Source organism: Mesorhizobium sp. WSM4848 (assembly GCF_055811375.1).
Genome location: NZ_JBVVPX010000004.1, coordinates 1 through 20,044, shown reverse-complemented (window position 1 = coordinate 20,044; position 20,044 = coordinate 1). Strand labels below are relative to the sequence as shown.

The 20,044-nt window shown below is 59.3% G+C and carries 26 protein-coding genes; 16 read left to right on the top strand and 10 right to left on the bottom strand.

The features are described from left to right. Nucleotides 1-12: 12 nt before the first annotated feature. From AC0L16_RS05490 to AC0L16_RS05480, 3 genes are all read right to left on the bottom strand, one after another. Entirely contained in the window at nt 13-888 is an 876-nt protein-coding gene (locus tag AC0L16_RS05490; protein ID WP_473619483.1) for a carbohydrate ABC transporter permease, read from the bottom strand. Between the two features lies 1 nt (nt 889). Next, nucleotides 890-1,957: a carbohydrate ABC transporter permease gene (locus AC0L16_RS05485; protein WP_473619481.1), complete on the bottom strand. Its 1,068-nt coding sequence runs from the start codon at nt 1,955-1,957 to the stop codon at nt 890-892. A 69-nt stretch (nt 1,958-2,026) separates the two neighbouring features. Continuing rightward, nucleotides 2,027-3,289: an ABC transporter substrate-binding protein gene (locus AC0L16_RS05480; protein ID WP_473619480.1), complete on the bottom strand. Its 1,263-nt coding sequence runs from the start codon at nt 3,287-3,289 to the stop codon at nt 2,027-2,029. A 506-nt stretch (nt 3,290-3,795) separates the two neighbouring features. On the opposite strand from AC0L16_RS05480, the gene AC0L16_RS05475 reads away from it, so the two are divergent. From AC0L16_RS05475 to AC0L16_RS05465, 3 genes are all read left to right on the top strand, one after another. Then, nucleotides 3,796-4,152 carry a hypothetical protein gene (locus AC0L16_RS05475; protein ID WP_473619479.1) on the top strand — a complete coding sequence of 119 codons (357 nt, stop codon included), beginning with the start codon at nt 3,796-3,798 and terminating at the stop codon, nt 4,150-4,152. Nucleotides 4,153-4,332: 180 nt separating this feature from the next. Next, a complete protein-coding gene (locus AC0L16_RS05470) occupies nt 4,333-4,548 on the top strand; it encodes a hypothetical protein (protein ID WP_473619477.1) in 216 nt (71 codons plus the stop codon). A 443-nt stretch (nt 4,549-4,991) separates the two neighbouring features. Continuing rightward, the gene (locus tag AC0L16_RS05465; protein WP_023803181.1) at nt 4,992-5,219 is read left to right on the top strand and encodes a hypothetical protein; all 228 of its coding nucleotides are present in this window, start codon (nt 4,992-4,994) and stop codon (nt 5,217-5,219) included. A gap of 581 nt (nt 5,220-5,800) precedes the next feature. On the opposite strand, the gene AC0L16_RS05460 is transcribed toward AC0L16_RS05465, so the two are convergent. Together AC0L16_RS05460 and AC0L16_RS05455 are read right to left on the bottom strand one after the other, a co-directional pair. Beyond that, nucleotides 5,801-6,166 carry a VOC family protein gene (locus AC0L16_RS05460; protein WP_473619476.1) on the bottom strand — a complete coding sequence of 122 codons (366 nt, stop codon included), beginning with the start codon at nt 6,164-6,166 and terminating at the stop codon, nt 5,801-5,803. 140 nt (nt 6,167-6,306) lie between these two features. Next, nucleotides 6,307-6,675: an HAD family hydrolase gene (locus AC0L16_RS05455; protein WP_473619475.1), complete on the bottom strand. Its 369-nt coding sequence runs from the start codon at nt 6,673-6,675 to the stop codon at nt 6,307-6,309. 344 nt (nt 6,676-7,019) lie between these two features. Here AC0L16_RS05455 and AC0L16_RS05450 point away from each other — a divergent pair, with 344 nt between their 5' ends. Further along, on the top strand, nt 7,020-8,294 hold the full coding sequence (locus AC0L16_RS05450) for a hypothetical protein (protein WP_473619473.1): 1,275 nt from the start codon (nt 7,020-7,022) through the stop codon (nt 8,292-8,294). Between the two features lie 53 nt (nt 8,295-8,347). After that, nucleotides 8,348-8,674 carry a twin-arginine translocation signal domain-containing protein gene (locus tag AC0L16_RS05445; protein ID WP_473619472.1) on the top strand — a complete coding sequence of 109 codons (327 nt, stop codon included), beginning with the start codon at nt 8,348-8,350 and terminating at the stop codon, nt 8,672-8,674. A gap of 354 nt (nt 8,675-9,028) precedes the next feature. Here the strand turns inward: AC0L16_RS05445 and AC0L16_RS05440 are convergent, their stop codons facing one another. Then, nucleotides 9,029-9,190 (bottom strand): excalibur calcium-binding domain-containing protein, encoded by a 162-nt coding sequence (locus AC0L16_RS05440; RefSeq protein ID WP_473619739.1) that lies wholly within the window; start codon nt 9,188-9,190, stop codon nt 9,029-9,031. 90 nt (nt 9,191-9,280) lie between these two features. Further along, on the bottom strand, nt 9,281-9,577 hold the full coding sequence (locus tag AC0L16_RS05435) for a hypothetical protein (RefSeq protein WP_473619471.1): 297 nt from the start codon (nt 9,575-9,577) through the stop codon (nt 9,281-9,283). A gap of 216 nt (nt 9,578-9,793) precedes the next feature. On the opposite strand from AC0L16_RS05435, the gene AC0L16_RS05430 reads away from it, so the two are divergent. The 4 genes from AC0L16_RS05430 to AC0L16_RS05415 all read left to right on the top strand — a co-directional run bounded on the left by AC0L16_RS05430 (nt 9,794) and on the right by AC0L16_RS05415 (nt 13,755). Then, entirely contained in the window at nt 9,794-10,015 is a 222-nt protein-coding gene (locus AC0L16_RS05430) for a hypothetical protein (protein ID WP_473619470.1), read from the top strand. Nucleotides 10,016-11,202: 1,187 nt separating this feature from the next. Then, complete coding sequence (locus AC0L16_RS05425; RefSeq protein WP_292408494.1) at nt 11,203-11,598, top strand: hypothetical protein; 396 nt, start codon at nt 11,203-11,205, stop codon at nt 11,596-11,598. 1,581 nt (nt 11,599-13,179) lie between these two features. Next, complete coding sequence (locus AC0L16_RS05420; RefSeq protein ID WP_473619457.1) at nt 13,180-13,479, top strand: DUF1236 domain-containing protein; 300 nt, start codon at nt 13,180-13,182, stop codon at nt 13,477-13,479. 75 nt (nt 13,480-13,554) lie between these two features. Continuing rightward, a complete protein-coding gene (locus AC0L16_RS05415) occupies nt 13,555-13,755 on the top strand; it encodes a hypothetical protein (protein WP_473619469.1) in 201 nt (66 codons plus the stop codon). 334 nt (nt 13,756-14,089) lie between these two features. On the opposite strand, the gene AC0L16_RS05410 is transcribed toward AC0L16_RS05415, so the two are convergent. Continuing rightward, nucleotides 14,090-14,326 (bottom strand): hypothetical protein, encoded by a 237-nt coding sequence (locus AC0L16_RS05410; RefSeq protein ID WP_473619467.1) that lies wholly within the window; start codon nt 14,324-14,326, stop codon nt 14,090-14,092. 263 nt (nt 14,327-14,589) lie between these two features. Here AC0L16_RS05410 and AC0L16_RS05405 point away from each other — a divergent pair, with 263 nt between their 5' ends. Together AC0L16_RS05405 and AC0L16_RS05400 are read left to right on the top strand one after the other, a co-directional pair. Next, the gene (locus tag AC0L16_RS05405; RefSeq protein WP_473619466.1) at nt 14,590-14,880 is read left to right on the top strand and encodes a hypothetical protein; all 291 of its coding nucleotides are present in this window, start codon (nt 14,590-14,592) and stop codon (nt 14,878-14,880) included. A gap of 364 nt (nt 14,881-15,244) precedes the next feature. Then, on the top strand, nt 15,245-15,550 hold the full coding sequence (locus tag AC0L16_RS05400; protein ID WP_473619464.1) for a hypothetical protein: 306 nt from the start codon (nt 15,245-15,247) through the stop codon (nt 15,548-15,550). Between the two features lie 73 nt (nt 15,551-15,623). Here AC0L16_RS05400 and AC0L16_RS05395 read toward each other — a convergent pair whose 3' ends face one another. After that, the gene (locus AC0L16_RS05395; protein WP_473619463.1) at nt 15,624-15,791 is read right to left on the bottom strand and encodes a DUF3606 domain-containing protein; all 168 of its coding nucleotides are present in this window, start codon (nt 15,789-15,791) and stop codon (nt 15,624-15,626) included. A gap of 270 nt (nt 15,792-16,061) precedes the next feature. Here AC0L16_RS05395 and AC0L16_RS05390 point away from each other — a divergent pair, with 270 nt between their 5' ends. The 5 genes from AC0L16_RS05390 to AC0L16_RS05370 all read left to right on the top strand — a co-directional run bounded on the left by AC0L16_RS05390 (nt 16,062) and on the right by AC0L16_RS05370 (nt 19,268). Then, on the top strand, nt 16,062-16,229 hold the full coding sequence (locus AC0L16_RS05390; RefSeq protein WP_473619462.1) for a hypothetical protein: 168 nt from the start codon (nt 16,062-16,064) through the stop codon (nt 16,227-16,229). 207 nt (nt 16,230-16,436) lie between these two features. Further along, complete coding sequence (locus tag AC0L16_RS05385) at nt 16,437-16,919, top strand: SRPBCC family protein (protein WP_473619460.1); 483 nt, start codon at nt 16,437-16,439, stop codon at nt 16,917-16,919. A gap of 763 nt (nt 16,920-17,682) precedes the next feature. Next, nucleotides 17,683-18,219, top strand: a complete 537-nt coding sequence (locus tag AC0L16_RS05380) for a DUF982 domain-containing protein (RefSeq protein WP_473619459.1) — start codon at nt 17,683-17,685, stop codon at nt 18,217-18,219. 473 nt (nt 18,220-18,692) lie between these two features. After that, nucleotides 18,693-18,992, top strand: coding sequence for a DUF1236 domain-containing protein (locus tag AC0L16_RS05375; RefSeq protein WP_473619457.1), 300 nt, complete (start codon nt 18,693-18,695; stop codon nt 18,990-18,992). Nucleotides 18,993-19,067: 75 nt separating this feature from the next. Then, entirely contained in the window at nt 19,068-19,268 is a 201-nt protein-coding gene (locus AC0L16_RS05370; RefSeq protein WP_473619737.1) for a hypothetical protein, read from the top strand. Nucleotides 19,269-19,618: 350 nt separating this feature from the next. On the opposite strand, the gene AC0L16_RS05365 is transcribed toward AC0L16_RS05370, so the two are convergent. Continuing rightward, the gene (locus tag AC0L16_RS05365) at nt 19,619-19,855 is read right to left on the bottom strand and encodes a hypothetical protein (RefSeq protein ID WP_473619456.1); all 237 of its coding nucleotides are present in this window, start codon (nt 19,853-19,855) and stop codon (nt 19,619-19,621) included. Between the last annotated feature and the right edge of the window lie 189 nt (nt 19,856-20,044).

The window sequence follows — 20,044 nt, the reverse complement described above, 5'->3', positions numbered from 1 at the left end:
TCATGTGCGGCGTCAGCCCTTCACGCCGGTCGAGGCGATCGACGCGATGAAGGCGCGCTGCAGCAACAGGTAGAAGACCAGCACCGGGACGGTGATAAGGGTGAGATAAGCCATGACTTCGCCCCAGGCGACGTTGAGTTGAAAGAAGTAGCCGAGGCCGACCATGACCGGGCGATAGCTTTCCTGCTGCACCACGATGAGCGGCCAGAGATATTGGTTGTACATGACGAGGAATTTCAGGATGGCGGCAGTCGCCAGAACCGGCCCTGAAAGCGGCATGACGACGCGATAGTAGACCTGCCACCAATTGGCGCCCTCCACCCTGCTTGCCTCGATCAGCTCGCCCGGCAGCGCTTTGAAATACTGCACGAACAGGAAGATCGTCAGCCCGTCGGCGATCCACGGGATGATCTGCACCCGGTAGCTATTGAGCCAGCCCCAATGCAGCCCATCAAGCCCGATCCAGGGCAGTTTCGAGACCAGGAGCAGGAGCGGGATAGCGATGGTCTCGAAAGGGATGATCAGCGTCGCGATGACGATCGAGAGCAGGACATCGCGCCCCTTCCACCGCAGGAAAGCAAAGGAGAATGCGGCCAGCGAACAGATCAGCAACGAGAGAAGGACGGTCGCCCCGGTGACCAGAACCGAGTTCAGGACGAACAGGCCGACCGGCGCCCGCCGGAACGCTCCGAAATAGTTGTTGAGGCTGATGTCGCCGACGGGCAGGAAGGCACGCAGGCTGGAAGTGTCCGCGAGAAGCTGATTGTCCGGCTTGAAGCTCGAGTTGATCATGAACACGAGCGGAAAGATGAAGATCAGCGCGATCAGGCACAGCACCAGATAGCGGACGAACAGCCTGAGGCCGTAATTGTCGGGATTGAAGGCCATCTTAACGCTCCCGTGTCAGCCAGCGCTGGATGAGTGAGATCGCCAGCACGATCGCGAACAGGATGACCGAGATGGTCGAGCCGCCGGAGATGTCCTGCTTGCCGTAGCCGCGCTCGACCGCCTGGAAGACGAGGGTCTGGGTGCTGTCGAGCGGACCGCCATTGGTCATCACGTCGATCTGGGCGAAAAGCGCGAAGCCTTGCATGGTGATCACGACAAGGACAAGCACGGCGGTGTTGCGCAGGCCCGGCCAGGTGACATAGCGGAAGGTCTGCCAGCTCGAAGCCCCTTCGATGGCGGCGGCCTCGTAGAGCGTCGGGCTGATCGTCTGCAACCCCGCCAGCCAGATGACCATATGGAAGCCGACGGCCTGCCAGATCGACATGGCCATGACTGCGGGCAGCGCGGTCGAGGGATTGCCGAGCCAGTCGACGGGCTGGAAGAGGCCGAAGGTGAGGGCCTGGAGGATGCTGTTCAACAGCCCGTTCTGGCCGTCATAGATGAACCGCCAGAGGAGCGAGACCACGACGATGGAGACCACCACCGGCATGAAGTAGATGGTGCGGAACAGGTTGATGCCCCTGACCTTGTGGTTGATCAGCAAAGCAATCATCAGCGCGAGGCTGCCCTGTACCGGCGCCACGACCAGGACGAACAGGAAGGTGTTTACCAGCGCCTTCATGAACACAACGTCGCTGGCGATGACGATCATGACTTTTTCGCCGGACTGCCAGCGAAACCACTCGCGCATGCCGCGATACTGAGGATAGTCGTCGCCACGGGTGATCGCACGCAGGCGGGGATACTGGATTTCGCCAGCCTCGTTTCGGATCATTTCGCCAGCATCGTCGCGCTCTGGCTCGAGGGTCACCACCGCAAGGCCCAGGAGCTGCTGATAGTTTTCCAACCCGACGAACTGGGTGGGGTTCGGTGACAGCAGCCGCTGATTTGTCAATGACAGACCGATCGCGAAGAAAAACGGCAGGACGATGAATGTGAAGATGAGTGCGAAGCCCGGCAGGGCGAATGTCCAGCCCGCCCGGTTCGACAGGGTTAGTTTCGACGCCATTTGCGGTATCCGCCTAGCAAGCCAGAGAGGGTGGAGTCCGCGGCTGGCGAGGACCCCGGCGCGACAGAACTAGCGGTGACCGTAGCCACCATTGCTTTCGATGTCGGCGTCGATCTCGTCGACCGCCGCGTCAAGCGTGTCGGCCACGTCAGCACCATTGGCGATATCGGCCAGTGCCTTGGTGAAGACCTTGGCCTGGACCACGTAGCCCGGGGTGACCGGGCGCACCAGAGCTTGTGCCTTGGAGAGGTCGAAGAACATCGCGAGCGGGCCGCCATCCCTGTAGTTCTTCGTCATCTGCGCCGCCGAGGGGGTCGGCGGGATCAGGCCGATGCCGTCGGAGAAGGCGGCCAGGTACTTGTCCTGCGCGGCGAACTTGATGAACTCGGCAGCACCTTCCGGATGCCTGGACTTGGCCGACACGCCGAACTGCCAGGATCCCGCGCCGATCTTGTTGCCGGCGCCGAAATCGGGGGCTGGAAGGAAGACAACGTCATCCACGGCTTCCATCGTCTCCACCGCGCGCCAATTGCCGTTCCACTGGAAGGCGAACTTGCCGCCGATGAAACCGGTCTGCTGATCGGCCGGGTCCTCGCTGGTGCCAGGCGCATAGCCTCCGGTAAACAGCGATTGCCACCACTTGCCAAACGCCTGCGCAGCTTCGCCGTTCAGCGCGCCTTCCGCGGTCTTGTAGGTCGAACGGTCGACAATGTCGCCGCCGAAGCTCTGCAGGAACGGCGAGAAGGCATAGGAATACCACTCGGCCTGGTCGTTCATGCCGAGATCGAGGGCAAATTCATACTTGCCGGAGGCCTTGGCGGCATCGAGCGCGGCCATGAATTCCTCGCGCGACCAGGGCTTGTCGAGGGTCGGAGTGCGCAAGCCCAATTCATCCAGCGTCGATTGGCGTGCAAAAAGCGCCACCGCCGCCTCCCACAAACCGACCGAATAGAGCTTGCCGTCCCACACGCCTTTGGCGCCGGGCAGGAAGTCGGCGAACTCGCTCTCGTCGATCGGCAGCGGCTGCAGATAGCCGGCCCAGGCCCAATTGGGCATGACGGGACCGTCCACATCCAGGATGTCGGGCAGGTTGCCCGCCAGGGCTGCCGCCGCGACGGAATCGTTGTAGCTCTTCTCGGGGAAGCTCTCGATGGTCACCGTCCAGTCGGACTGGCTGGTGTTGAAGTCGGAGATGATCTGCTTGAGGATTCGCGACTCCACCTCATTGCCGGCGCCGTGATACCACATGGTCAACTTGGTCTGCGCCAGCGCGGGCGCACACAGACAGGTCGACGCGATCACCACACCGGCAAGGTGTTTTGTCAGGTTCATCGGTTATTCCTCCCTTTCGACTTTAAGGTCGCTGGCTGGATCCAAGGCGAGGCCGCCAGGACAGCGGGCCGGGAAGCCAGCGCTCAGTTTCGGGTCGGCCGCTACGGGCCCTTGATGGGGTCCAGCAATGTTCGCGGAAGCCGGACGCATTTGCAATTGCGCAGTTTCACCTTGGTCGGAGCTGGAGGTCGACGGCGATTTCCCCTCGTCAGTTCGCGGGCCACTGAGATAGCAGCTCACCTAGGACGATTTTGTTGTCCGTCAACTTTCTCCCGGCCGCGTTCAGGCGAGCGGAGTTAAACCGTTGCGGCAAATCGCGGCGGCACTCAATCGCCGTGGCATCGCCGGCGCGTGGGGCGGGACATGGACAGCGGTTCATGTGACGCCGCTGCGGGAGCGGATACTTTTTGTCAGCAGACAATGCGGTCGCGTCCCAGAGCACCTCTCCGAACTATTGCGCCGGTGCTATGGTGTGGGGGCATGATCAGACAGCAGGGATATGAGGCATGCCCGAAATCACCCGCCGTACACTTTTTGCGTTCATCGCCGTAGCCTCGGTCGTTGAGCCGACGTCTGCTGAAGGGGAAGGTGCCTCACCCGAATTGCAGGCGCTGTTCGGAGCCCATGAGGCCGCCTATGACGCGCTCCACAGGGTCCTTCATCGAGCGGGCAGCAACAGCCACGACCGCAAGACGGCAGACCGGATTGAAGAGGAAGCATTACTGGCCATCTGCTCCTATCCTGCGATCAGCCGAAGCGACCGCCGGGCCAAGGCCGAGTACCTGCTGACTGTTGAGGCGCGGGGCGAACTCGACCTGGAAGAGCATATGCAGGCCATCCTGCAGTCGATGACGCGGGGCTGACGCCGTGTACGATGACTATGGCGGAAACCGGCGGCGCTCGGCGTGCGGCTCATTGTGAGGCCGTGGGGTGCTCTAGGCGGTCGATGACCCTCGCGATGCGTTCCACGTGGTAGTGGATGTCGTCCCGGGGGGCAGATTGCCGAAGGCGGGGGTGTGGTCGAATGTGGGGCCCCACCCGATATGCAGGCGGCTGGTTTCAGCGGCAGGCAGCAAGACAGCGCCGAACGTGCTTTCAACAAGCTCACCAGGACATTCGCGGCCCAGGTCGAAGCCCTAAAGAAATACCGCACGGGCGGCCAGCAGCACGTCACCGTGAAGCACGTCACGGTGAACGAAGGCGGCCAAGCTATTGTCGGCAACGTCTCGCATGGGGGGCAGGGTGACGGAAAAAAATAACGTCAACCTCATGAACCTAGCGCCTCGGTGTCATGCTCGGTCGAAGCGGACGGGTTGCCAGTGTCGATCGCCAGCGGTGAGGGGCAGCGCAGTCTGTCGCATGCACGGTGCGGGCGGTGGCGCACCTGAAGGCAAGCGGAACGGCAACTATCGCAACGGAGGCAGGACGAAACGCACAATGGCAGCCTTGGCGGTTGTCCAGGCAATGGCGCGGATATGTCGGCAGACGATCGATGATCTACCGGATTAACTGGGAACTAGTCGCGATGCTGCTCGCCGGTTGCGAAGGGGCGCCGTCCTTCATCATGAGGGGGATGTGAAACGTCCGGCTCTTCTGCAGGACGTCGTTGCCGATCGCCCCGCAATCGCAGCGGCCGGCGAAGCAGGCCGAAGTGCACTTGTCAAACCAGGGAACGATATCGGCCCCCATGTGTTAGAAATCCATGGACACTTTGGAACCCCAGGGCCACGGGACGGTGGCCGACATTTTGACATCGGAAGTTGCCAATGCCAGGCAGCGCATCCACCGGACCGAGCTCGCGCTTCAACGCACTGAAGAAATGCTGGCCGAGAACCTCGCGCTGCGCAACAGGATACGAACTGCGGTCGAGGCCGCAGACCGCTTGGTGAAGATCGATCCCCCCAGCTTTGAAGGACGTCGCGCGGGTTGAACAGAGCCGGCGATTTCATTCGTCGCGACCTTCAGGCCACCGGCGCCACCACTCTCGCTCCAGAACTGTGCCAACCACATCAACGTCTGGGCTGCACGCTCGCGAACAGCCGGAACCAACGGCGACCACAAGCGGTTTACCAATCGAAGGGACCGCAATGGATTTGGAATAATGGAACTTTTAGATATGGGACTGGCGCGAGCACGACAGCGGCTTAATCGGGCCGAGCGTTCCCTTGAGCGTGCGAACGAGATGCTGGATGATGACTGCGGTGTCGGCATCAATATCGCGCTGTGCAGCAGGATACGGGCTGCGCAACAGCGCGTAATTGAGGCCAGATCGCGGTTGACGAAGATCGATCCCCCCAGCGCTGACGGAGTTCGCACGGTTGAACTTACGCCACCCTCATTCTTTATGACTTGAATGAGAGGCTCGAAGGCGCCGACAAGATCTCTAATGATTGTCTGTGGGGGCGCCAGCGCGCATACCGGCCAAAAATTTGCCGTCGGTGGCGGAACGCGACACACGACCAAAGCAGACGTATCAAAACCAACAGCCGCGATCAGCTTTACGTCAGGCTCTCAGTCCTTCTTGAACTCGAATAGCTCGATGACGTTGCCCGACGGGTCTTCGAGCAAGATGGCGCGTCCGGCACCGCCGTCGCTGATTTCGCCGCGGAATCTTGCATCAGCCCGGCGCAACCGCTCAATGAGGACATCGATCTCGTTCGTAACGATCATAAATCGGTTCCACCCGCCCGGCTTCGGATTGCCGCCCGCCTGACCACCGCTCCCCGCACCGGGGGCACTGAGATACAGCGTCAAGTCGTCGCGCAGCAGCGCGGCGAACTTGCCCGGATTGTGCTTGTCGATCTTGAAAGCGAGATTGTCTCGATAGAACGCGACCGCCTCGTTAACGTCCGCAACGATGTACCGGACGGATGCCATTCAACCTTCTCCTCTGTCTTGTGGCCACAACGGTCAACTCGTGCAAAAGGTTTCCTGTCGGTGGCGCTGAGTGCAGAAGCGGGCTGTCTGCGTGCCAGCCGAAGTAGTCGGATTGAGGGTTTTTGGACGTTTATGACACCCTAAACGACCGAGATTGGGTCGTTAGCTGAATGGCTGCTTTTGCCAACTGGATGCTCGAAAGCTTCCGATCTGCTTACGGCCCCAACTGGAACAGCCGAATCGACAGGGGATGATGGCGCAGATTGCTCGGAGAAGCCGGCCAGAATAGCTTGGAGAGGCGACTCGCCCGTCCAGTGAGCAGCTTTCCAGCCCGCATTTTCTGCCGCGGCGACGATCGCAAGAGTGTCATCAACGAGCGAGATTTTGTTCGGAACGCGGCCCGTGCGCAGGCCGATCTTCTGGAAGAAATGCCCTTCGGGTTTTCGGCAGCCCATCTCTGCGGGGTAGAAGATCCCGTCAACGTGCTCGGCGAGCCCAAGAACCTGCAATCAGGTAGATGGCTCTCATATGCTCCTGGTTCGTCGCCAGGGTCGACGTCGCGTTCTGCGGGACAAGACCGCGCACGCTGGGGCGCGGTATCGGATGGTCTGGATTCATCCCAACTGTTACTGGAGACGCCCAGCGATCCGGGTGACGGAATTTTTTGATCGCCTGCAACGTTTATATTCATTCGGCTGCATTCCGTTTCGCGCGGCCAGAACCCGCGAACCCGAGATGACCGCCGATTGGCAATCGTCTTTGGGAGGGACGTGTCATGCCTAAGCGTTTTAAGGGTACAGGGATAATTTTCGCCCTTCTGCTCTCTTCAACCTTGATCCCCGCCGCGGCTCAAATGAGCTCGAAAGGAAAAATAAGCGGGAAGGATTTCGACAATGCTGCCGCCGAGCAGGCCAAGCGATATCTCGAGGAAGGCCGCGAGACATTCCGCTTCGACACCTTCGGCAGCGAGGATTTCTGGGGCGGCAAGCTCAAGCTCCATGAGGCGATCGCCGGGGAGAAACTGGGCGGGGTCGGACTTGGCCTCAGCCCGGAAAAGGCTCTCGAACTTGGCCTCAAGGTCGACGTCAACGCCGTTCCGAAAGACGTGGCCGCAGCGCTCGACAAGGGTGAGGTCGACCTTACCGATCCTGCAAGCACGCTTCTCCTACTCAAAGCCAATGCCGTTGTCGGCGTGACCGGGTTCTTCTCCGAGGACGGAAAGACGCTGACTTCGGTCGGCATACAATGTGCCCTGTGCCATTCGACGGTCGACGATGCATATGCGCCGGGCATCGGGCATAGGCTGGACGGCTGGCCCAACCGCGACCTCAACATAGGGGCGATCGTCGCCTTCGCGCCTGATCTCACTGCGTTCACCGAGATGCTGCAGATATCCGAAGCGGAGGTGAAGAAGGCGGTTGAGGCATGGGGGCCCGGGAAATTCGATGCTGAACTGAACCTCGACGGCAAGGCGTTCCGTCCGGACGGCAAGACGGCCGCCACGCTCAATCCGCCGGCATTCGGATTGGCCGGCGTGAACAACCACACATGGACCGGAGCCTGGGGCACGGTGAGCTACTGGAACGCGTATGTCGGCAATCGCGAAATGCACGGGAAAGGCGTGTTTTACGATCCGCGCCTTGATGACGCCGAGAAGTATCCGGTCGCAGCACGAACGAAGCAGGGCCACAAGCAGGACAAGCAGGACCGGATTACAGCCAAGTTGCCGGCGCTCCATTTCTATCAGCTCTCGCTGCCGACACCGAAACCGCCGGAGGGCGCCTTCAACAGCGCGGCCGCGGAAAAAGGTGAGGCACTTTTCAACGATAAGGCCAAATGCGGCACTTGCCACGTCCCGCCGCTCTTCACGGAACCGGGCTGGAACCTGCATACGGCCGACGAGATAGGGATTGACGACTTCCAGGCGATGCGGTCCCCAGACGAGCGTTACCGGACGGCATCGCTGCGAGCCCTTTGGGACATCGAGAAGATCCACAAAGGCGGCTTTTACCACGACGGGCGGTTCGCCACGCTCAACGATGTTGTCGAACACTATGACGGCCATCTGGGCCTTGATCTGACCGATCAGGAAAAGAGTGAACTGATCGAGTACCTCAAATCGATCTGACCCGGCACTTGACGGCACCGGCGCTTCTTTGGGTTGCTAAGGGAGGAAAGATCATGAAAGACGATCGTGGTGCGGCAAACGGCGGGTCGGCACACGGTGAGCCAAGCCAAACGCTGTCTCGCCGGAAATTTCTGAAGGTGTCGATGACCGGCGCGGCGATTGCCGGTGCAGGTGGGCTTGCTTCCTGCATGACGGGCCAGCCTACGGCGCGAGGCGCGGGAACAACGCCAAAGCCTGTGGTGCTTTATCAGGATTCTCCAAACAAGGGTCGCCGGTGCGGCGGCTGCAAGCATTTCCTTGAGCCGAACGCATGTGAGATCGTCGCTGGTGAAATCAGTCCGGATGGCTGGTGCCGCTTTTATAAGGCGCGGCCGGCCTGATCGGTCGAGCGGTTCCATGGCCGCTTGGACGGCGTACGGCTACCTGTAGGGTGCCTGGCCACTGGGGTGATCAAGGGGGTGCGGGCGATGATCGCCTCCGGCGCTGGCATGGTAAATCGCTGCTCGGGCTTTGCGGGCGAGCGCCCCTGCGTGATGGGTGGCCAGCGCAAGGCCGGCGACAAGGACGCTGATGACGTCTGCTGGACTGATTTGTTTCGGATGCGCCGTTGTTTTGGGTCGTCTCTGCCGCTGCCACTGCAGCCTCGCTAGATGTCGGCCCAGCAGTCAGTTGGGGACGAGCAAGCGTATTTCGTTCTGCGGGACGCCGCGTAGGCACGTTAGGTGCTGCGCATTTCAGCAAAGGGTTTCACAGGCTATGCCGTCTTTGTCGCGGTCTAGCTTCCCACCCCACGAGCAGTTGCCGAGATACCATCGGGCTTCGTCGCAAGAGCTTATCTGAGAGCACGTTCGGCGAAGCTGGCAGGTCCAGCTTTGAACAAGAGCACTAGGCGACACCAGGGCGCCTTGATAACGGTGGTCTTTGCCCACGCCCGCTCTCCCCGATGAGAGAATGCCGCCATTCCGGGCCAGAGTCCAGAAGCTGGCCTAGCCGGTCGGCAGCGGCGTTGTGCCTTTCGGTCGGCGGAACTTTTTCACCAGTTCGACCGAGCTGGCATCGACCGTGATCCGCCCGAGCACCTGCACCGTTACGCGGCGCAACTCCTCGTCAACGTGTACGACCTCGCCTTCAAGCCTGATCTTGTCGCCTGGCTTGGCCTTCGGATCGATGGTTGAATAGGACTGATTTGCCGTCCAGATATGCAGGGTCACGCGATCCTCGATACGCTTGCCCACCGTGGCCATGATCGCCACCTTGTCGCCGATATTAATCTCCCGCGGCATGGATAGGATTTTGGAGCGGGTGGGATCTTAGTCAAGAGATTGATAATATCCGAGACAGCGCGCTCCGCTCTAGCGGGGACGGCCCCGCGGCTTGGTTGCGAGGTGGGGACTTCCCCGGCACAGTCAGATCGCTCCGTCCCGGCGCTGCGCCGCGTGCGGTCGGAACAAATGGGATCGAAGCCGGTTAACAATCGAAGGGACCGCAAACGAAGCGGTATGATGATGATCGATATTTTTAGCTTCGAATTGGCCAATGCCAGGCTGCGCGTAAAACGAGCCGAGCGCTCGCTTAAGCATGCGAAGTTGGCGGACGATGGCTGCGTCGCCGTCAATCTCGCGTTGTGCGACCGCATACGGTCCGAGCAAAGGCGCGTGAGCGAGGCGAGGGAACGCATGACGAAGATCGATGCCAACACCCCCGCCAGCAATCATATGTAAGTGTTTTGCCTCACCTGATATTGCCCCGGCTACGTTGCCCCGCCACACCCCACACCCCTAAAGGGGTGGTGGTGAGGCAGTGCAGTTGCCACGGGCGCCACACCTTGCCACACCCGCAGGTGAGGCAGTCTGGCAGATGCCGGCGAAGAAGAGGCCTTCGTCTTCATGCCGGCTCACCGCAGACATAAAATGCGAGCGGGTTCCGCTTGCTGTCGAGGCGTTCCTAGTGCAAACAATACTTGGTCTTCATGCGGCAGGCGTGCCCGCATCGGCTCCGCCCGGCTGTTTATCATTGGGCCAGGGTGGCGGTGCTGCACGACTTCCACAGTAGGAACCGCTACAGCGCTTTAAGGAAACGAGGACATTCTCACGCCCGTGCACTGAGGTCCGTCGGCAGCCGTCTGATCGGCGTTGCCTGTGCCATATTGCAAACCGGTGAGCTCTTTGACGAAGACCGCACGCCGCAGGCGGCTGCCGCGTGAATGTTGTCGTCGAGGCGCGAAGCTCCCAAATCGCGCAGCGTCTCGACGACGACAAGGGAGCCTGAGCGGTGACCGGCGTAGTAAAATTGAAAGTGGCGATGCGACGGCTTTCGATGATTTCCTGCGTATCGTTCGCTGCAACGAGCAGGCTGCGCGCCAAATGCAGACTTCACGTGGTGGTGTAGTGGATACCCGTTTTCGACCACTTCGTAGCCATTCCCAGGCCGAATATCTGTACTCGAAAAGCTCTCCTCTTATCGTGTACCGTGGGAAGGCTCCAGCTACGCACTCTGGCGCGCCGTGCTAGACACGGGATGGACTCCGAAGCTCGAATCCAGTGAGAGGAAGCTTTAAGGCGACTGCTGGATCGCGACGGCCGCATCGAAGAAAGAACTATATGTCCATGCCCGCCTTCGATCGCGCGCCCTGCGAACCCAAGACGTCCAAAGCTGACGGGCTCGACTGCGCCGGAACAAACTGCTCAGTAACCTGACAGTCCCAGCTTCGCGGCACGGGGATTGAAAACCACCAATGTGAAGACGAGACTATCGGGCCTCAGGCCGGCGTGTTCGGCGTTGTGGCTTTTGAGGCAGCAGGTCCTGACCGTAGCTGTAGATGGACCGCCACAAGGAACCCTTCGTGTCTGTGACCGTTTCCCGTCTACCCCTTATTTCGAACAGGAACAATCTCAGATTGGAGGTTCACATGTCCATACGCATCGCATTGGCATCGGCACTCGCCCTTGTGCTCGCTTCGCCGGCATTTGCTGACTGCAGCCAAGAACTGGAAGTGCTCGAACAGAAGGTCGTCTCCGCAGAGACGGGCGCAAGCACCAGCAAATCAGGCGCGCCGGTAACCAAGCACCAGGAGGAGCTTCTGCCCGGCAAGCAACAGGGCGGCGCCCCTGAAATCACCGGATCAACGGCCGGGAAAGTGGAAGCTACTTCGCCTCATCAGGAGCAGGTGACGGGCAAGACTCGTACTCAAAGCGCGGATCCCAGCCAAATGATGGCCGACGCCCGCAAGATGTCCGAGGCTGGCGACGAACAAGGGTGCATGAAGAAGGTGGCAGAACTCAAGGAGATCCTGGGAGCCAAGTGAGGCGCCGGACTAGTTCCCGCCCTTGATCGATGTACCCATTGGGACCAAGGCGTTTGTGCTTCTCGCCTATGGCGTGGACGCAAGCGGGTCGAAGACCCCGAAGTTAATGTCGCGATCCGAACCGGCGTCAGCCTGGACGGACCGGCAGACGTGCAGGGTGACACGCAGTTCGTCCTGGCTGACGGGCGAATTTTCATTCGGGATCCGGACACCTATGAGATTGTCGTGATCTTGGCTTAAAGCTATCAGTCAGCCGGTATTTGGGCGGCGCAAGCCGGTATTTGGGCGGCGCTCGGCGCCGCCCGTCGGGGCACCAACTACTCGCATTGAATGGAAGCGAGCATCATACAGCAAAGGAAGGACCGACTTACGGAAGAAGTCCTTCCACCTGTCACGTTGTATGAGCGTTGGCAGGGAGATAACGCCTATCCAAACAACGCAATTTCCTTAGGAAATGTTCCTCGAAGGTCGATCGCCGTCCCGGCGTTCCTCGCCAATATCGCGCTTCAAGATTTCGCCCAGCACGCTCGCTGCCTCGCGTAGGAGAGTTCTGATTTCGCGGGGTGTCAGACGCTCAACGTGGTCTGATGCGCCCAGGAGATCGACGACGAGGTCAACGCCACGCGCGTGTAGCTGAGGCATCGCTGTGGCCCTCCGCAAAGGCCGAAATCAAGTATACTCTGCTGAAGCCAACCGCGCTTCAAATAAACCTTGACGCAGTGCGAGCGCGCCGCCAGGACATTCTTAGGCTTCGCAGAGCATGCTGTGCGAGGCTAGCACAGCGCGGCATGTGCCGGCGTGGATGTTGGCGTTTCGCCTGGCGTCCATCTCTACCATGGGATGAACTGGCCACACCTGTCTTGGGAACGCCCGGTTTTCGCCCCGTTTCGGAAGGTTAGCCCGCGCTCTTCAAATGACGGCTCAGGGTCACAACTTCGCGGCGGTCCGAGAAGATGGAAGGTTGTCCTTTGAGTTGAAGCATTGATGGGCTTAGGGCTCCGCCCTCGGCGCGCTTCGGAGCGCCTTCCGCCCAGCTTCGGTCGCTTCGCTCCCTGCAGCCGGTTCCCCGCGAAGGCGCCCACTCCGCTTGCACACCCGCTGCTCGCCGCGAGGCAGGGCTGCAGCGCAGTGCTGCGCCGCAACCCGACCTCAAAGGCCGGCATGGATGAGAGTGGTAGCTGGGTAAAAATTAGCCTTGCAAAAGGTGGGGAGTCCCTTATCTGCGCAGGAAGGGACTTAGCTGCGCAGATCTCAAATCGGGCGACCCCTAGCTAACGATTATTCCAATCGCCAGGAACGTGATCGATACGGCGAACACCGGAGCGAGTAGCCAGCGAGCTTGGTGGACACTATTCTCCATGGTCTCCTCCTGTGCACATGGCGAGCAACGAGTGGCTGGCAGTCGCGGTTCCGGGCTGCACGCCGTCCTCGTCCTTTGCGATCAGCAATGTCAGACTTAGGTCCCACCTTTGAGGGGACCGAAGCCCAATCAAGGAACGTTTGCGGCCGCTCGAGGTTGGGTGGGGGCTGGCGCGAAGACGATGCCGTTCAGCGCAACAGAACTCACGCAAGGAGGCAATTATGAGAATGCGTCTTTCAACTTTCGCCGCGGGATTTCTGCTGCTGGCAGGTATCGGCGCCGCTGCCGCTCAGGACGTTGTCATCGCGCCTGAACAGGAAACGGTCATCAGGGAATATGTGAAGAAGCAGCCGCTCGCGTCGGTGAAAATCCCTGGAGTAGAACTCAATATCGGCTCAACCTTGCCCGAGACGGTCGAGCTTCATGAAGTCCCCGACACCGAATACCGCTACGTGGTCGTCGACAACCGGACCGTTGTCGTTGACCCAGGCACGCGCAAGATCATCAAAATCATCGAATGACCAAAGCGACTGGGAGGACAGCCCGCCGTGCCGAAAGGTGCGGCGGGTAGCCAGCAAGGGAGGAATGTGATCACCATGTCGAACCGTGAGATTGGAGCGTCGCAGGCGCTGCGAATGCGCGTGGCCGACCTCAACGAGAGGATGCGCGGCGCTCGGATTACCGACAACGAACTGAAGACCTTTCGAAAGGTCGCAGCCGTCATGGAGGACGGCAAGGGCAGAATCAATGCCGACGATTTGATTGCCGCATCCTTCGTCATCGAGCCGCTGGACTAGCCAAACCGCCTACAAGCTCCCCAGAATGCGAGGCGCTGCAATGTCCCTCTCTCCCAACCTATTCTCTGTTGGCCTGACCTTCCAATGTCCGCAATGCAACTTCGCCGTCATCAAGAACGGCAGCTGGTTTCAGGTCGTTTCCCATTACAAGTGCGAGGGGTGCGGCCGCGAGATTCGGATTACCTACCCCGACAAAATTGCGATCTTCCAGAAGCACGCGCACTTGGCCACGACCCCGCCGGGAGCTGCAGAATCACGCTCAGTTCACTCGGGCTAATGGAAGGCGGCCGAATTAGCGCGTAAATTGGGAGTTACTGGCGTCAATCGGGACTTCTCAGATCCCATACGTCAGAGAAATGAAGATCACCGGTGCAAAGATCAGGAAGATCGCCATTACGATAATCACGGCAAGGGCCAGGCGCTCTGTGCGCCTGACGATTGCAGCGACGTCGTCGTCGCTCGACGAAACAAGATCAACCACCGAGAAATCTGTTGGGTCAGGAGTGTGATTGTCATTTGCGGGTCGGCTTGCGACCTCATCGACATTCTGTCTGCTCTGGATAAGGGTCACAGTTCTTTCCGCCGTTAGGGTGTCATATCGGGTGCCCGCCGAAAAGGACAAACAGCAGGCACCCGGTGAACCACCGATGAAGGGACTTTGCTCGGCGGCCCAATACCAATCCGTTGCTAAGATCTTGGTTGCCAGCCTCAGCCCTCTGTCTCTGACGCAAAGACTTCAGTCTTACTGCGTCATGGACCAAAGCCCGGCGGCGGAACTAAGTGCCCGCCGGTCCCGTTGCCGACCAGTGATAATTCAGGATAGGAGAGGTAGTCATGGCTGACGGTCCCACTGTTGTTAACTCAGGCGGAAATGGCGCCGGCACCGCTGTCGCCGTCGTTCTCGCAATTCTCGCTATCGTGATCCTGCTGTTGTTCACCGGCGTTATTAACATCAACGGCGGAGGCAACGGAAAGGACGTCGACGTTAGGGTTCAAGTGCCCAGGGTTGAAGCGCCTACGGTGGAAGCGCCCAAGGTCGAAGCGCCAGCCGCGCCCGCTCCGGCAGAGCCGGCCGCACCTGCTCCAGCCGCGCCCGCTCCGGCAGCACCTGCTAACGGCGGCTGATTGTGACATCGGGACATCAGGCCCGGCGGGGGATAACCGGTGAGCAGCTGCATTTCGACAGCGGCCCAGCGGCTTGTGGGGGGATGGGCCGCTGGGCCTGACCAGCGAGCCTTCGGGGGGCGCTCACCTGGCTGGCGGAATGCGTGCGCTCAAGCTAATGGAGCCGAAACATTCGAACGAAGTACATGGCGCCAATTCCGCTGCGTAGAAGCCATAAGGTGCCCCGCAATGGGTCAATGCGTCTGGCACCGCAATTGCATGGCCCAGTATGGGGGAATGGGGTAGGAGGCCCGTCGCTTCGCAAATGTAGCGGCGGGTCCTCTACATAGGAACGTAAGTGAGGCAGGAACACATTGTTGGCGCCATGGACAAAAAGGATGGCGAGAATCTTCCTGAGTGGCTTCCGGGCAACCTGCCAGAGGATCCAGTGATCCGAGCCGATATCGCGAAAAGAATTTCGAGAGAAACCGAGAGTAAAATTGGGCCGGACGGTTTATTGGTCACGAAGGCCAAGCGGGATCGCAATCTGGTCGAGGAACTGGAAAAAGCTGACGCCGCCCTCGACAGCCAGCCGTCCGTGGTTCCGTTGTTCCTGGTTCTGTATGCGCTCTGTATGTTGGGCTTGGCAGGCTACGCCCTCGCTCGTTGGTACTTTCTATGGCGTGCTTGAGTCCTTCTCTCATTTAACTCACAAGTCGTGGTCCTTGCCTCATATCCCGTGCCTTCGTTGTTGGTCCGGTATCTCACTTCTGCTCTCGAAGCGCCCTTGCGGCTTTTGTCAGGGCAGACCGATCATTACCGTTCTTTTTGATCAGCCTGTTGACCTGGCTTGGCGAGATGCCATTCTCTCGCGCAAAATGTTCTACCTCGTAATATTCGTCGACCGACAAACGATTCTGATTGTCTTCCATTTCCGTATTCCTACCAGGGTTCAAGCGAAGGGCACGTTGAAAGGACCCTAGCAACGACTGCGCGCAGCCGCGGTTCCGAGTGGCGATGCGCCTTTGCCCGTTTTGCGAACAGATTAGACTTAGGTCCGGTGGAGGATCGGACCGAATCCCCTCATGGGCTGGCTTCGTCGTGCACAGTGAGAGGAGCCCGCCGATAGCTCGGTGCTTTTTTAGTCACGCGCTCGGGAACAAGCGCCAGATGGAGATGTTAGCAGCGTAAGGAGTTCTCCTATGGCTGAGGAACAGGATAGAGCGCCGAACAACATTGAAATAGCCGTTCGACGGTTGGTCAAAGAAACCGGCATTGCCGAAGAACAGGCCCGAGAGCTTATCTTCTTCCTTGGGCTTCAATGGGCATCGCTGCTCCGGGAAGCAAAGGTCCTAGCTACCAAGCGGTAGTGGTGAAAATCTGACGCTTGGTACCCGAAAGGGAATACCGCTTTGGGTGGAAACTTGCCGTACGGGGGAGGCTGTTGGAACGAGCAAGGTGCGCGTACATCCGGACCTTCGCGCCATCGTTGTATTCGGGCATGAGTCTCTATCGGGAAGCCGACATTCATGAGAAAATAGATGGTGGCGGGGGCTATCGTAGGGAGGAACCCGCAGATGAAAACAAGAACTCCAAGAACCTTGGTTTCCATTATTGCTGCGATGGGTCTTCTGGTCGGGTCCGCCGCCGCGCTGGAAGTCGCCAGTTCCGCCACCGTGGCGGGCAAACCGGATACAGTCTGGCAGAAGATCGGCGACTTCTGCGCTATTCAGATCTGGCATCCCGCCGTATCGAAGTGCGAGCAGAGCGAAGAAGGTGGCGCGACCTATCGCACGCTCACGACCACTGACGGCGGCGCAATCAAAGAGAAACTCGTCGAGCAGACGGATACCAGTTACACCTATGACATCATCGACTCTCCGCTTCCCGTCGAGAATTACCGCGCCACGATTAGCGTCTCGGCAGAAGGAGATGGGACCAGGGTGGACTGGAAAAGCAGCTTTGACTCAAAGGGCCAGTCGGATGACGAGGCCAAGAACGTGATCAGCGGCATTTACAAAGCCGGCCTCGACGAGATCGCCAAAATGAGCGGCAACTGATCCGGCTGTCGATGAACAGGCAACGCGACAAGGACAAAGAATTCTTGTGCTAGGCTGTGCTTCAGCAGCTATTGATCTCGTGCAGAAAAAAGCCCGGCTGTCGTGCCGGGCTTTATTCTCGGAATGGGGAAAGCGTGGCCCCTGAGATATCCACAGTGTCGTGCGACGATGGGCATTGAACGACCGGAACTTGCCCGTCAACATCTCCGCGGCAAGGTCCGAGAAGGGCCATGGGCGTGAATTCGTCCGAGGGCGAATGAACTTCCGCAAAGGGTCGGTAGCGGGAATTTAGCGTCGGTACCAAGCGTCAGAATTTAACCGCTAGGCGGGCTTTCTGTCAGATATATAATTGGCACCTGATGAAGGCGTCTAGCCCGCTGTGCCTAAAAGGTGCGGCCCGCTTTTTTGTTGTCCGAGATGTCCTGAATCGTATTATTTGCGCAGAACGTTTGCCGGAGGGGGTGGTATGCCGATTTATCGAAAAGCTAATGAATTAGGCGTCTTCAGTGCATCCGAAGTAGCTATGCTGGGCCGTGTGTTCGACCGGCTCAAGCGTGAGGGCGACTCCGAACAGCTACGTGAGGCTCTCGCGTCCCGGATCCTCGCAAATTATACGGCCGGTATCACTGACGAGGACGAGCTTGTCTCAGCGTCAAAACTGCCGTTGGGTCGTTAGACGCAACCCAAATAGGTCCTGCTTTCACCGCCTTTTTTCGACCTTCGCTGGAACATATGTTCAAGCCGGAAGTTCGGAGCGTTCTGCATGGTCTTGGTCCCTCTGAAGATTTGCTGCCGGTCGGGTGATGCTCCGATCAGCCCGCGCCCTCCCTCCGTGAGGCGCGGGCCTCTCCGTTCAGGGAACCGAAACGATCAAGGGCTCTTCGGACGTCCAGCCTCTGGCACCGAGCAACGCGGCACTGGCCGGCGAATTAAGAGCACCACTCCCCGACGAACATTCATGCAACCCTCGCCATATCTTCGCGTTTATCCACTTCAATTCTGGAGAGCGACAAAGATGCCGGCGTTTATACCGATTACGATCTACCTGAATGACAGATCGATGGCGATCGCGTCGATAGCCGACGCTGCGAAAGCGCTTCAGCAACCATGGCCATTCATGGACAAGCCGTCCCGACTTGAGGCAATCCGAATGGTCGAGGAATGCTTGGCCGGACATTGCAGTCACCAAGCTGCGTTCGCTGCCTTCGAGGCGGCCGCATCTGAACAGGGCCTTCTCAAGCAAAAGCCTCCAAGCGTAGGCCTTAGGAAATTCGACGGGGTTGCCGAAGACCTGCTGTGAGGTGATGCCGCCCTCGCGACCTTGAACGGCTGACAGGCCTCGCCCGGGCGGACTTGGCCAGCCGATTGTGGACCACCCGCCAAATCGAGGAATGGCGGGTGGTCCGTTATCAGCGCAGGAAGGGACTTAGCTGCGCAGATCGCAAATCGGGTGGCGGCCCCTAGCTAACGATGATTCCTATCGTCAGGAACGTAATCGATACGGCGAACACCGGAGCAAGTAACCAGCGAGCTTGGTGGACACTATTCTCCATGGTCTCCTCCTATGAGCACATGGCGAGCAACGAGTGCCGGCAGTCGCGGTTCCGGGCTGCACCCCGTCCTCGTCCTTTTCGACAGCAAGGTCAGACTTAGGTCCTACTTTTGAGAAGACCGAAGCCCAATCAAGGAACATTTGCGGCCGCCCGAGGTTGGGTGGGGCTGGCCTAAGACGATGCCGTGCAGCGCAACAGAACTCACGCAAGGAGGCAATTTATGAGAATGCGTCTTTCAACTTTCGCCGCGGGATTTCTGCTGCTGGCAGGTATCGGCGCCGCTGCCGCTCAGGACGTTGTCATCGCGCCTGAACAGGAAACGGTCATCAGGGAATATGTGAAGAAGCAGCCGCTCGCGTCGGTGAAAATCCCTGGAGTAGAACTCAATATCGGCTCAACCTTGCCCGAGACGGTCGAGCTTCATGAAGTCCCCGACACCGAATACCGCTACGTGGTCGTCGACAACCGGACCGTTGTCGTTGACCCAGGCACGCGCAAGATCATCAAAATCATCGAATGACCAAAGCGACTGGGAGGACAGCCCGCCGTGCCGAAAGGTGCGGCGGGTAGCCAGCAAGGGAGGAATGTGATCACCATGTCGAACCGTGAGATTGGAGCGTCGCAGGCGCTGCGAATGCGCGTGGCTGGCCTCAATGAGAGGATGCGCGGCGCTCGGATTACCGAGAGCGAACTGAAGACCTTTCAAAAGGTCGCAGCCGTTCTGGAGGACGGCAAGGGCAGAATCGATGCCGACGATTTAATTGCTGCATCCTTCGTCGTCGAGCCGGTGGACTAACCAAGCTGCCTTAATGTCAGAAAGCGAAGCGCTGCAATGTCCTCTCTCAAAGCCTATCCTCGGTTGGTCTGACCTTCCAATCCGGCAGTGCGACTTCGCCGTTATCAAGAAACGGCAGCTGGTTTCAGGTCGTTGCCCACTACAGATGCGAGGGATGCGGACGCGAGATCCGGCTTACCTATCCCGACAAGATTGCCATCTTCCAGAAGCACCGCACTTGGCCACGACCCCGCCGGGAGCCGCGGAACCCCGTTCCGTTCACTCTGGCTAATGTAAGCCTGCCGCTAGAACCGAATTAGCGCGCAAAATCGGGAGTTACTGGCGCTAATCGGGACATCTCAGATCCCATCCTAGATCCCATACCTCAGAGCAATGAAGACCACCGGTGCAAGGATCAGGAAGATCGCCATTACTATAATAACGGCAAGGGCCAGGTTCTCTGTTCGCCTGACAAGGGCAGCAACCTCATCGTCGCTCGACGAAATGAGATCAAGCACCGAGAAATCTGTCGGGTCAGGGGTTTGATTGTCGTTTGCGGGTCGCCCTGCGACATCATCGACGTTCTGTCTGCTTTGGATAAGGGTCACAGTTCTCTCCATGATTTCGGGTGCCCGCTGTTCGGGGGGCAAACCGCGGGCACCCGGTGAACCACCGATGAAGGGACTTTGCTCGGCGGCCGAATACCAATGCAGTGGTAAGGTCCTGGTTGCCGGCCCTCAGCCCTATGTCCATGACGCAGGGACTTCAGTCTTACCGCTTGTCGACCATAGCCCAGC